At 40.2% G+C, this 13,319-nt stretch carries 10 protein-coding genes; 2 read left to right on the plus strand and 8 right to left on the minus strand.

Annotation, left to right across the window (positions count from 1 at the left end; translation table 11 throughout):
* Together BQ9859_RS01215 and proC are read right to left on the minus strand one after the other, a co-directional pair.
* Entirely contained in the window at positions 1–1,158 is a 1,158-nt protein-coding gene (locus BQ9859_RS01215; RefSeq protein WP_235846370.1) for a DUF4299 family protein, read from the minus strand.
* 82 nt (positions 1,159–1,240) lie between these two features.
* Positions 1,241–2,029 carry a pyrroline-5-carboxylate reductase gene (gene proC, locus BQ9859_RS01220; RefSeq protein WP_075876374.1) on the minus strand — a complete coding sequence of 263 codons (789 nt, stop codon included), beginning with the start codon at positions 2,027–2,029 and terminating at the stop codon, positions 1,241–1,243.
* Between the two features lie 165 nt (positions 2,030–2,194).
* Here proC and BQ9859_RS01225 point away from each other — a divergent pair, with 165 nt between their 5' ends.
* Positions 2,195–3,835: a putative manganese-dependent inorganic diphosphatase gene (locus BQ9859_RS01225; RefSeq protein WP_075876375.1), complete on the plus strand. Its 1,641-nt coding sequence runs from the start codon at positions 2,195–2,197 to the stop codon at positions 3,833–3,835.
* 179 nt (positions 3,836–4,014) lie between these two features.
* On the opposite strand, the gene BQ9859_RS01230 is transcribed toward BQ9859_RS01225, so the two are convergent.
* From BQ9859_RS01230 to BQ9859_RS01240, 3 genes are read right to left on the minus strand one after another with little or no spacing between them, the layout of a single operon-like run.
* Complete coding sequence (locus BQ9859_RS01230; RefSeq protein ID WP_075876376.1) at positions 4,015–5,475, minus strand: glycoside hydrolase family 1 protein; 1,461 nt, start codon at positions 5,473–5,475, stop codon at positions 4,015–4,017.
* A gap of 56 nt (positions 5,476–5,531) precedes the next feature.
* Positions 5,532–7,427 carry a beta-glucoside-specific PTS transporter subunit IIABC gene (locus tag BQ9859_RS01235; protein WP_075876377.1) on the minus strand — a complete coding sequence of 632 codons (1,896 nt, stop codon included), beginning with the start codon at positions 7,425–7,427 and terminating at the stop codon, positions 5,532–5,534.
* Positions 7,428–7,442: 15 nt separating this feature from the next.
* Positions 7,443–9,359, minus strand: a complete 1,917-nt coding sequence (locus BQ9859_RS01240; protein WP_075876378.1) for an NAD(P)/FAD-dependent oxidoreductase — start codon at positions 9,357–9,359, stop codon at positions 7,443–7,445.
* Between the two features lie 152 nt (positions 9,360–9,511).
* Here BQ9859_RS01240 and BQ9859_RS01245 point away from each other — a divergent pair, with 152 nt between their 5' ends.
* A complete protein-coding gene (locus tag BQ9859_RS01245; protein ID WP_075876379.1) occupies positions 9,512–10,084 on the plus strand; it encodes a TetR/AcrR family transcriptional regulator in 573 nt (190 codons plus the stop codon).
* A 391-nt stretch (positions 10,085–10,475) separates the two neighbouring features.
* Here the strand turns inward: BQ9859_RS01245 and BQ9859_RS01250 are convergent, their stop codons facing one another.
* The 3 genes from BQ9859_RS01250 to BQ9859_RS01260 are packed head-to-tail and all read right to left on the minus strand — an operon-like array spanning position 10,476 to position 13,288.
* Positions 10,476–10,904: a DUF4430 domain-containing protein gene (locus BQ9859_RS01250; protein ID WP_075876380.1), complete on the minus strand. Its 429-nt coding sequence runs from the start codon at positions 10,902–10,904 to the stop codon at positions 10,476–10,478.
* Positions 10,905–10,928: 24 nt separating this feature from the next.
* On the minus strand, positions 10,929–11,423 hold the full coding sequence (locus tag BQ9859_RS01255) for a hypothetical protein (protein ID WP_075876381.1): 495 nt from the start codon (positions 11,421–11,423) through the stop codon (positions 10,929–10,931).
* Positions 11,420–13,288 carry a YgiQ family radical SAM protein gene (locus tag BQ9859_RS01260; protein ID WP_075876382.1) on the minus strand — a complete coding sequence of 623 codons (1,869 nt, stop codon included), beginning with the start codon at positions 13,286–13,288 and terminating at the stop codon, positions 11,420–11,422. Before BQ9859_RS01260 ends, BQ9859_RS01255 begins: the two co-directional genes overlap by 4 nt.
* Between the last annotated feature and the right edge of the window lie 31 nt (positions 13,289–13,319).

Below are 13,319 nucleotides of genomic sequence, written 5' to 3' on the forward strand. Positions count from 1 at the left end.
TTACCCTCTTTCTTCTACACTGCACTGTCTGCATTTTTTCAAAATTGCTTTTGCATCCTCTTCGGCGCTTTCCGGTTTATACTCCTGAAATGCACTGAATGCCCCTGTTTCCCATTCGATTGCCAACAGCCATTTGCCCATCCAGCTTTTTTTATATCGATATATACGGCATAAGGTATCATCTACAGAAAACTGTTTGACATATTCTATTTTTTTAGGGGAAACACCTAGTTCACTGCTGCACAGCCATTCGATCAATTTCTGTTTTCCCTGTTCCTTTTTCCATCGTTGTATGATCGAATCTATTTTCTCATCATAGGTGACGATCCAATGATCTTGATCAAAAGGCGGACATTTGACAGAATGGATCCATTTAAAAAATTCTTCATAACCCAGCTCTGCCTCTTCTTTCAAATCGTCTCCCTCTTTCTTCAACAACAAAACTGACCAGCATTGTACAGGTTTTTTTATCTTTAACTGCAAAGCAGCAGGAAGCTGTGCTTTCTGCGGAAGGATGGTCGGTACATCTTTTATCAATGCATAACGAGCATGCAGTGATGACTCTTCCAACAATAAGGGAACCCCATAATAACAATCCATCTTCTGTTTTTCATCAAGGTAGCGTTCATACAATTTATGTGCAGCAGAGGGCTCTAATAATTTTATATTATTGATGAGCTTATCTTCCACAGCAATCGGAAAGATCCCGCCAAAAATCGTTACATGGGGATTCAATTTTTCTTTTACCAAATAACGATGAAAAGCAATTGCTTTTTTATAAAGATCATTCAATTCATCTGTAAAACATCGTTCTCCATCCTGCTCAAATTCATCTATTTGGTAAGCAGCACAAACATCTCGAATGAACTTATAGAAAATAAAGATATCTGTTGGTGTAGAAAAAGCATGCAGCGTCAATTCTATATGATCATCTTCACTGACATAGAATTCAAAACCTCTGCCAAACAGTTTTCTATCGATGATCACAAAATACTTTTCATGAATATCCGGTTCCTCGCTCTGATATGGCTGATATGCAAGAGCCTGATTCATCATTCCAAAATACAGTTTCTCTTTGATGACCCAATCCTTTAACAGATTCAGATCAATTGTTTGTACACGATCTTGTTTTTGACGAATGATGACAACTGTGGACATCTTGCTCACCCCTAACCACCTTCATTTTAACATAAACGACAAGTGACAACGGCATAAAAAAATGCCTTGCGGCATCTTGTACTTATTTTCCTTCGATTGCATCGATCGCCTGTATCAAAGCTGTGCGAAAGCCATGTTCTTCCAGAGCGCCGATTCCTTTGATCGTTGTTCCTTTTGGTGAACATACTGCATCTTTTAAGACACCTGGATGCTGGCCGCTTTCCAACTGCAAAGCACCGCTTCCTTTTACCATCGCGCTGATCAATGCATATGCTGTCGTACGATCCAGGCCGTACTTAACACCTGCATCTGCCAAAGCTTCGATCATGACAAAGACAAAAGCCGGTCCGCATCCGCTCAATGTCCCTGCTACCGACAATAACGCTGTATCTACAAATATCAATTGTGCACATGGGGAAAAGAGTGCTTGAAACAAAGATAATTGTGCAGCATTCAAAGAATGGGTTTGTTCACAGACAATGACTCCATTTCCGGTAGAGATCGGGGTGTTGGGTATCGTAGAAAGGTGTGCTGTCCCTGCTGCAAGCAATGATTCCAAAGCAGCAAACGACTTTCCGGCTGCGATAGAAATGACGATCTTGTCTTTCAGCTGTTCCTTGACAGGTGCAATCACATCCTCTAACTGATACGGTTTTACTGCTAATATGATCATGTCGCTCTTTTCTGCGACCTCATATGCATCCATACACGCGTGTATACCTAAATCGGCACATGTATTTTTCAGCTTTTCAAAATTTCTTGCACAAGCCCAGATTTTATCTTTTGCAATACTATTGGTCTTCAGCAGCCCTTTTGCCATCGCACTGCCCATATTGCCAAATCCAATAAATCCAATATTGATTTCTTTCATGTAGAACCTCCTGTTTACCTATTATTCAATATAGCACATTGCCACTTTTTTTACATCTGCATTTTCATGAAGGAAGAGGCGCTGCCCTTGAAAAGATGTACGATTCATGATAGATTTAAATTATTGTAAGAGGTATCATACATCATCTCTTTTAAGGAGGCAACGATGGCACATCAAAATATCGTATATGTTACTGGACACCGTCATCCTGATACAGATTCAATCGTTTCAGCAATTGCATATTCTTTATTGCAACAACGAAAAGGAATCAATGCAGTCCCTTGCCGCTTAGGCAAGATCAATGCAGAAACAAAGTGGCTGTTAGACCGGTTTGGTTTTGCAGAGCCCATGCTGTTTGAAGATGCTCGTGCAACGATCCATGAAATTGACATGGATCCTCCTTTGACCATAACACCGGATACGACCATTTACGAGACATTGCAGCTGATGCAGAAACAAAGCAAACAGTCTTATGGAGTGGTCAATGAAAAAGGGCAATTGCTCGGCATGGTTACCCGCAGTGATTTAGCTACGATCGGTTTGGGAGATACAGCTGCCGGTATTCAATTACTAAAAGAAACACCATTAGAAAATATAGCCAAGACCATTAATGGAAAATTAGTATATATGGACGAAGACTATCACTTTAACGGTAAAGTCAGCATCATCGCAATGACAGAAACCGGTCTGGCAAACTATGACATAAAAGACCGTCTCGTCTTATTAGGCAATGATAAAACGGCACAGGAACAAGCAATCAAAAAAGGTGCCGGCGTATTGGTCGTTGTCTGGGCGGATACGATCAGTGATGAAGTTCTGACATTGGCCAAACAGCATCACTGTCCGATCATCTTGTCCGGACATGGAACAATGAATACATCCCGTTATTTATATTTTGCACCGCCGGTCAAATTGATCATGGTCCGTTCTTTGATCAGCTTTAATATTGATGAATTCGCAGAAGATGTTGGAAAGAAAATGCTGAAAAGCAGATTCCGCAGTTATCCTGTCGTCGATAATAACAACTATCTAAAAGGATATTTATCTCGTTATCACATTCTAGACTATCATAATAAGAAAGTAATTCTGGTAGATCATAATGAATATGCTCAATCAGTCAAAGGCGTAGAAAATGCAGACCTTTTAGAGATCATTGATCACCATCGCATCTGTGATATTGCAACAAGCCGACCAATTTCTTTCCGTAATGAGATCATCGGCAGCACGGCCTCCATCATCACTTCCATCTACATGGAAAACCAGATGGATATTTCCAAGAATTTAGCAGGTTTATTGCTGGGAGCAATCTTATCCGATACGCTCAAGTTCCGTTCTCCAACAACAACTGCAAAAGATATTGGACTAGCAAAAGCATTAGCAAAGATCGCAGATTTAGATATCGATGCTTTTGCGGCTGAAATGTTCAGGGTCAGCTCAAATATTTCACAAAAAAGCGTCCGTGATCTAGTTACGCAGGATGTAAAAACGTTCCAGATCGATAATAAGAAAGTAATGATCGCACAGGTGATCATTTCTGCCGTTGATGAAGTGCACAGCATTGAATCTCAATTGCAAGAAGAAATGGAAAAAATGGTAAAAGAAAACAGTTTAGATTTATTCGTCATCGCTTTTACCAGCATATTAGAAAACGGCTCCAGCTTCTATTCCAGCGGTACGCTTAAGGAAATCGTAACGGAAGCATTTCCAAACACGAATGGAGCACACAGTTTCCAGGAAGATATCCTGTCTCGAAAAAATCAAATCGTTCCATTATTATCTCGTGCAATCATCAATTCTGCCATTTGATGATCAAACAGCCATATGTGTATGACCCTCTTTGCTGGACAACCAGCAAAGAGGGTATTTTTCTATGAAATAGTTATGAAACGAACATAAATGCAATAAAAAACTGACTTATATTCCTCTGGACCAGAAGGATGCAAGCCAGCTATATTCAATTGCAAGATCAGTTATTAGGATACTTTTTAATCGAGATCTTCACCATTTGTCGCAATCACTTTTTTATACCAGTCAAATGAATCTTTTTTACGGCGGCTAAAATCTCCTGTACCATCATCGTGACGATCGACATAGATAAAACCATATCGTTTATAAAATTCACCAGTTCCCATGGAAACGATATCGATCGGTCCCCATGGCAAATAACCGATCAAATCGACTCCTTCATCGATTGCTTCTTTCATCGCCATAATATGTTGACGCAAATAATCGATTCGATATGGATCATGAATACTGCCATCACTTTCCACAACATCCTTAGCACCTAAACCATTTTCTACTACCATGAGCGGAACGCCCGGATAACGTGATGTCAATTTTTTCAATGTCCATTTCAAGCCTAATGGATCGGTTTGCCATCCCCAATCCGTCGCTTCTAAATATGGATTTTTGGTTCCGCCTGATAAATTGCCTTTGATCTTTGCTGCATGCGGATCAGATGAAATACAATTGCTCATATAATAAGAGAATGTATACATGTCCACACGCCCTTGTTTTAAGATTGCTTCATCTTCTTTTGTGATGAAACTGATATCGATTCCATCATTTTTCAATTTTGCCAAGGCTAATGGATTATAAATACCTTTTACTTGCACATCACCGCACAGATCATTAAACATGAGATTTTTTTCTTGCGCAATCAATTCATCTTGGGGTGATGGCGTTAACGGATACCAAGGAATATGACAGATCATACATCCGACTTTTATCGCTGGATCAATTTTATGTGCTTCCATCACAGCTAAAGCACTGGCTACAAACTCATGATGCAATGCTTGCCAACGTTTTTGCGGTACATCTTTGAGTTGATTTTTAGGAATGGGATGCGTACTTTCCAAATCTTCTTTTTCAATTAAACCCACCCCATTATAACGGCCAACCGGCAATGTTGCGCCATTGATTTCATTGAATGTGATCCAATAGCGTACTTTATGCTGATATCGTTCAAAGCAGGTCTTGGCATAACGGACAAACAAGTCAATCGTTTTGCGTTCATAAAATCCCGAATAGCGTTTCGCAATTTCCCATGGAATCTCATAGTGACACAATGTAACGACCGGTTCAATTCCATAGTGCAAACATTCATCAAACACATGATCATAAAAAGCTAAACCTGCTTCACTTGGCTCTTCGTCATCACCATTGGGATAAATACGTGCCCAGTTAATGGAAATACGCAAGCTCTTAAATCCCATTTCAGCAAACAGGGCAATATCTTCTTTATAACGATGATAAAAATCGATGCCTTCATGAGAAGGATAAAAAGCATCCTTTTGTAATTGAGGGCAAAACATGCGCGGCGTATCGACATTGCCGCCCAGCATCATATCCGCAATAGATAAACCTTTTCCATCTTCTAAATAGGCACCTTCACATTGATTGGCAGCTAAAGCGCCGCCCCACAAGAAATCTTTACGAAAACTCATCTTATTCACCTCATCCTCATTATATCAAAGGGGATCAAATGATCCCCATCTTATTTTTATTTAATAACTTTCATCAATGGGTCGCCGCTTGCAACCGTTGTTGCTTCCACTTTTTCAATTGATGCACAATCATTCGTATTTGTAATGATGATCGGAGTTATGGTTGATAAACCTGCCTGTTTAAGAACATCCAGATCAACATCCATCAATAACTGACCTTTTTCGACATGATCACCTTGTGCAATCTTAGGTGTGAAACCTTTGCCCTGCAAGCTGACCGTGTCCATACCAACATGAATCAACACTTCAATACCTTGATCACTCGTGATACCGATTGCATGATAAGTTGGAAACAAGGTTGAAACAGTGCCGTTTACAGGCGCGTATACGCTTCCTTCACTTGGTTCGATTGCAACACCATCCCCCATAGCACCGCTAGAGAATACTTCATCTTTTACTTCGTTTAAAGCAATGACATTGCCTTTCATCGGCGCTGCAATCATATCATCATCACCCTTTTGAACTGATGATGTCGTTTCTTGAACAGCTTCTTCTTTATCTTTCCACATGATCAAAGTTAATGCGAATGCAATAGCCATCGCAATCAAAATACAAACCGCTGCCATGACTACGCCGCTGACATCTCCATCTGGTGAAATATAGTTTACCATGCCCGGAATACCTCCAGCACCCATGATATAACGCTTAACGCCAAACATGCTCATCAAGCCGTTGCCGACTGCCGCACCGATCATTGAGGCGATGAAAGGCCATTTCGCAGGCAAAGTATAACCATAGATCGACGGTTCCGTAACACCCATCAAACCGCTGATGATTGCTGGAACTGCCATCATTTTCTTTTTCTTGTTTTTCAATTTGACGCACATTGCGATCAATGCCGCCGTTTGTGCAAAGGCTGCCGGATGCGTGACAAGCATCAAAGTATCATAACCCATCAATTGTAAGTTGATCATGGCTACCGGCACTGCTGACCAATGCAGACCAAAGATGATCAACACCTGCCAGAAGAAGCCCATAACAATACCCGTAACCAGCGGTGAGAAGTTAAATAAAGCTGAGAAACCGTTTGACAACAAGTTTGTGAACAATTGAACGATTGGACCAATGATCAACAACCCAACCGGCAGTGCAATCAATAAAACCATGAATGGTACAAAATAGCTTTGAATCAAATCAGGAACGACTTTCTTTGCTAGTTTTTGGATCCATGCAGCAAATGCAACAACTACTACGACCGGAATAACCGTTGTTGTATAATCTGCCGCGATCATTGGAATATTGGCAAATGTCGTATAATAATCACCCAAGATGCCAATGGTGCCAAGCGCTTCACCAGCTGACAATGCTGTTTTTTGGATAGAAGGATAACACATCGTAGCACCAAGCAACATACCGACAACTACATTTACATTAAACTTCTTGGCTGCTGAATAACCTAAGATAATCGGCATGAAATAGAAAATGGAATCACCAATGGCATTGAACACCAGATAAACGCCACTTGACTGATATGCTGCGCCTAAGATCCATACTAAGATCGCATTAATACCCTTAAACAAACCACATGCAACCATCGGACCCAAAATCGGTGCGAAACATGCCGATATGATATCAATAAATTTATTGATAATGCCCTTTGGTTTTTCTTCTGTCTCCTCACTGCCTGCATTACTGCTCATATCAATTCCCATGATATCGCACAAATCAGCATAGACAAGAGAAACCTGATTGCCGATCACAACTTGAAATTGTCCACCTGATTTAACAACAGTGATCACTCCATCCATGTCCTTTAAAGCCGCTTCATTGGCTTTGCTTTCATCTTTTAATTTAAAGCGCAAACGTGTAATACAATGTGTTACTGTATTTACATTTTCTTTACCGCCGACTTCTTGCAGAATTGCACTTGCTAATTTTGTATATTTGCCCATGTCTTTCTCCTTTTATTATTCATATACACGTATACAATGATAAGCTTGATGAATCGCATTGAGCACCTTGCCCGGCTTTCGTGCATCGCCGACTTCTACAACTTCAATGCCTTTTGCCATCATTTGTTCATATAAAGTATGATCGCTGCGGAAACCAGTTGAGAAAATAACCGTGTCCGCCGCAACAGTGATGGATTGTCCATCTTTTTCTAATAGGACATCATCCTTACGGATTTGTTTGGTCGCTGTAGCAGTATAAACTTTTACACCGCTATGATCGAGTAAATAACGAATATTTTGTTTGTTTGCTACAAATGAAGGTGCCGTCAATATATCATCCGCAATTTCTACAATTGTAACTTGTTTACCTTGTGATGCAAATTCAACACCCATCTCACAGCCAACTTCGCCACCGCCAATGATGACAATTTTATTACCAATCTGTTTTTCTTTCAATAAAGCTGGTACAGCGGTCATCACATGATCTTGTTGATAACCTTCGATCGGAATAACAACAGGATCGGCACCAATCGCATCGATGACCAAATCTGGTGCAAAAGCAACGATATCATCAATCACAGCCGTTTTATTCATCTCAACATGAACATCCCATTTTTTTACTTGATGCACCAAGTAATTCAATTGATCCTTGACATCTTGCTTAAAAGACATCGCCGCCGCAGCTGCCAATGCGCCGCCAAAGTGATCATTTTTCTCCCACAGCGTTACATCAAAGCCGCGTTGCGCTGCTGTAGCTGCTGCTTTTAAGCCAGCCGGCCCACCGCCTAATACCAAGATTTTCTTCTTCACTTTAGCCGGGGTGAGCACATACTCCTTTTCGCGCAGACAAAGCGGGTTGACAGCACAAGGACGCGGACGACCCAGCATTGCGTTGAAATGACATTCGCCACAGCCAATACATGCATTGATCTCTTCCAACTGATGTTTTTTCACCTTATTAGGCCAATGCGGATCAGCAATAAGGCCATGTCCAATCGCAATCAAATCGACAAGTCCATCTTGTAAAGCCGTCTCTGCAACATCCGGATGATTCAGCTTGCCATGTGCCATGATCGGTACATCCTTGCTCACACTGCGAATCAAGCGTGCTGCTTCCAGATCAAAACCAGGTTTTTGATATACACTGGATACCATACGCCAGCGAGATGCATACGAACCACGTCCAAAATGAATCAGATCGACACCACTTTCAGCTAAACGCTTTGCAATCGCTAAACCTTCTTCCAACGGCTTTTCATCATCATCAACACTGTCAAGCGTCATCTTGACCGCAATAGGATAATCTTTGCCGCATGTCTTGCGAATCGCATCAATGATTTCAAACAGGAAACGCTGTCTATTCTCAAAAGATCCCCCGTATTCATCATTGCGGTGATTCCATTTTGCTGAAATAAATTGGTCGATGAGATAGCCTCCATAACCATGAATCTCAATGAGATCTACACCGGCATCTTTCGCTAGTTTTGCCGATTCGCCCATTGCGTTCACCAATTGCCGTACTCCTTCGATCGGCAGTTCTTTACATATCAGCTCCGGATGATAATAGTTGGGGCATGGGGAAGCTGAATAAGTCGGGGTATGCGGATCGATCCAGTTCATGCGGCCAATGCCAGGAGAAAGCTGAACTGCAAATTTAGCACCGTATGCATGCACACTTTCAGCAATTCTCGACAACATATACACATGTTTGTTGCTGTTGAGCAATTGACATGCCGGTGGTTCAAAAGCGTCACTGACCGTGACTGCACCCGTCATGATCAATCCGGCTCCCCCTTTGGCACGTTCTTCATAATACGCCACATCATATGCATTGAATGCACAGCTTTGATCGCTCGTGGTCCCCATCGGAGCCAATACAATACGATTTTTTAACCGCAACGATCCAATTTGAAATGGTTCGAATAATTTCATGGTTCCTCCTTTATACTTTAGATACATATTTATTATACCATGGTAACATATACATAGTAACAATGAAAACGGTTACTGTCAATGCCTAATTAAAGTTATTATAGAAAAAAATGAAAAAGTGTAGTATTCTGTTATTAAAAAGGAAGTATTTTATGCAAACATCATCAACAAAAGAAAATATTCGTGAAACTGCGATTCAATTATTTAAAGAATACGGCTATGAAAAAGTAACGGTGCAGCAAATATGTAAAACATGCCATATCACCAAACGTACTTTTTATTATCATTTTGCATCCAAAAGTGCCGTTCTTACGGGATTGAATGATTATTTAGGCATGCGCGCCGAGACTTTATTATCTACTATGGCTTCACAAAATAATAATGTTGAAACGCTGTGGACATTAATGAGTTATTATTGTATAAATAGTCAATCGATGGGCTTTCGTCTTGTCAAACAACTCTATATTCAGTCTTTGCTTGATGATGATGCTAAATTTCCAGAAGAGATGTATCTATATCCGATTGCTTTACAACTTATCAAAAATGCTATCAGTGCCAAGGAGATTGACAATACATCAAGCAGTGATGATATCGCCTATACACTTTATCACGGTCTGCGCAGCGTATCGATTACGTGGGCTTTCGATCAAGGTTCTTATGATCTCATCAAAACTTTTAAACGCGTATTCGTAACTATCTTAGGCTATCATAAGCCTTTACAATAAAAGAAATACCATATATAATGCATCCCTATAATTTAAAGACTAATTATAGAGGTGCATTTTTTTGACAAAACTAAAAAAATAGGAACTAGAAATTGATAAAAAGGGATAAGATGAAATAACTATTACTTAATTGTCAAAACAACATAATATAAAAAATATTCATAAGAAAATGAAACAAACGGGACTGCATGGCGTTATTCCTTAGATGAAATATACGTCATATAAGGAAGGGTTGTTATAATAACAAAAAAGGAATAATCCCTATATGAAAACAGGAATTATTCCTTTTTATCTATGAATATTCAAGTTTATAGCAGTCAATAATTTCAATCCATTCTAAAAAGATATTTGTTTATAAAATTACAAAACTTGCGAAAATACTTATTCCACTTTACGAAAAACTAGAAATCAACGCAAAAGTAAAGTTGTCGCCATCTTCTAATGCAACATCATCCATAGCCGGGCACATGCCGCCATATTCCTTACAGGATGCATTATTACTGGATTCAAACACCAGCCAAGGACCATTATCCATATCTTGATCTAATCCTGCAATGCTGGTCAATAATGAACCATATGTGCTCTCTTCGATCACTGCATCTAATTCATCTGTTTCTTCCAAGAATTGCGTCAATGTCTCTGCATTGCTTTGATAGCTTTTATTCAAAACTTCTGTTTCCGGATTTTGTGTACGATCAACTACGACGATCGTAATCTTTTTATCCCCGGCAGACATACTCTGTTTTAACAATACTCCAGCACCGCACACAATTGCCAATAAGACGATGGCAATACCTGCATACAACCATTTTTTCTTCATATATATTCTCCATTATAACTAATATTAATGTAATTTTTTTACTCTACATAAGACGGCATGTATCGGCTCATATAGAAACAATGTCACTAAAAAAGTCAGTATCCCCTGTATCAACGATGTTTTTATTCCAATCAGCAAATACAATACAGTAATCGTTTTACTGAACAAGATGAATGGAAGATCGACCAATTGCCCGATCAAAAAGGAAAAGATACCAGCAATGATAGCCATCCGTGTCAAATGCCCCTGTAATATCCGCTTCATTGAGGCAAAAATAAATCCATAGGTTGGAAAGATCAACAGATAGCTGATATTCCAGATCATGATGCCATGTAACAGCATATGTAAAGAAGCAAATAAAATACAAGCCAACACGATGTCTCTTCTAGAAAACACTTGTGAAAATGACAGGATCGTAAATGTAATCAATTCCAAGTAAAGTATATCTGAAAATGCATGGAATACGATATACAACAAAGTTCCCATCAAAGCAACTTGTGTTAATTCCCGTGTCGTCATGAATATTTCTTTTCACCTTTAACATTTCTTATCTGACCATGACGTTTACCGCGATAGTAGTTCCCCTGTTTATCCATCACTGGTCTTTTTGCAGGAATCAGACATTTTGGCCCTGATCCTATCAGATCTTCCCGGTGTGCCTTTTTTAAAGCACGATATACGATATCGTAATTTTTTGGATAAGAAAACTGCATGAGCGCACGCTGCTCTAATTTTTCTTCATATGTTTTTGCCACATACACCGGTTTCATCGTACGCGGATCCAATCCTGTATGATACATGCAAGTTGCCAAAGTGCCCGGTGTCGGATAAAAGTCTTGTACCTGTTTCGGTGTATGATGGATCTTTTTCAAATAACAAGCGAGTTCAATAGCATCCGACAGTTCACATCCTGGATGAGAGCTCATCAAATATGGCACCAAGAACTGTTTCATTCCAAATTCTTCATTCTTTTCATGATATTTATCAACAAATTTAAGATACAGTTCTTTTCTCGGTTTCCCCATCTTGTCCAATACTTTTGCGCTGACATGTTCCGGGGCAACTTTTAACTGCCCGCTGATATGGTACTGGATCAGACGATCAAAGAACGTTTCATCTTTATCATACATCAGATAGTCATAGCGAATACCGGAACGAATAAATACCTTTTTCACTTTTGGCAATGCGCGGACGGCATCTAACATCTCCACATACGGACGATGATCTACCTTCAAGTTTGGGCATGGTTTCGGCCACAGACATTGTCGCTTTGGACATGCGCCATGCGTTGTCTGTTTATCACAGGCAGGGCGTGTAAAGTTTGCGCTCGGTCCTCCTATATCGTGAATATATCCTTTAAAATTCGGCATTTCTGTTATTTTCTTCGCCTCTTCTACCACGCTTTGCGTACTTCTTGCAGAGATGACCCTCCCTTGATGAGAAGTGATCGCGCAAAATGCACAGCTTCCAAAACAGCCTCGATTTGCCGTAATGGAAAACTGAACTTCTTCAATGGCGGGAACATAGGTGTATTTTGGATGGAATGTACGCTCATAGGGCAACGAATAGGTAAAATCCATCTGTTCCTGGGTCAATGGCAACGGCGGCTGATTGCAGATCACATACCAACCGTCATAAGGCTCGATCAGGATCTTTGAATGAATCGCATCTTGATTCTCATATTGGATCATAAAGCTTTTGGCATAGGCTCGTTTATCTTTTTTTACCGTTTCATAATCCGGCAATAAAATATAGTCATCTACGATCCAGTCAATGGTTTTGCTTTTCCAGACCGTTCCCCGGATATAACAAATATTTTCAATTGGCAGACCGCTGTTCAATGCATCCGCAACCTCAATGATCGTATTTTCACCCATGCCGAACATCAACAAATCAGCTTGCGAATCCATCAAGATCGAACGCCGCACACGATCATCCCAATAATCATAATGTGCCAGACGCCGCAGACTTGCCTCAATACCGCCGATCAAAATAGGGACATGCGGAAACAAACGCTTTAATATCTGAGTATAGACAATGGTTGCACGATCCGGCCTCTTTCCCATGACACCATTATCGGTATAAGAATCTTTGTCCCGTCTTCGTTTATTCACTGAATAATGATTCACCATAGAGTCAATATTTCCTGCAGATACCAAAAAGCCTAGTCGAGGGGTGCCAAATTGCATAAATTCACTGTCATCATGCCAATCCGGTTGAGAAAGGATGGCACAGCTATAACCAAAGGCTTGCAGCGTACGGGTAATGATCGCACAGCCAAAGGATGGATGGTCAACATACGCATCACCTAAGACATAGACGAAATCTACTTGTTCATAGCCTTGTTCCAGCATTTCTTCGCGTGTGGTCGGTAAAAAAGACATACGATCCCTCCTTATCTTTACAGATTTTAAC

The sequence above is a fragment of the Merdibacter massiliensis genome, from assembly GCF_900155395.1.
Taxonomy (GTDB): domain Bacteria; phylum Bacillota_I; class Bacilli_A; order Erysipelotrichales; family Erysipelotrichaceae; genus Merdibacter; species Merdibacter massiliensis.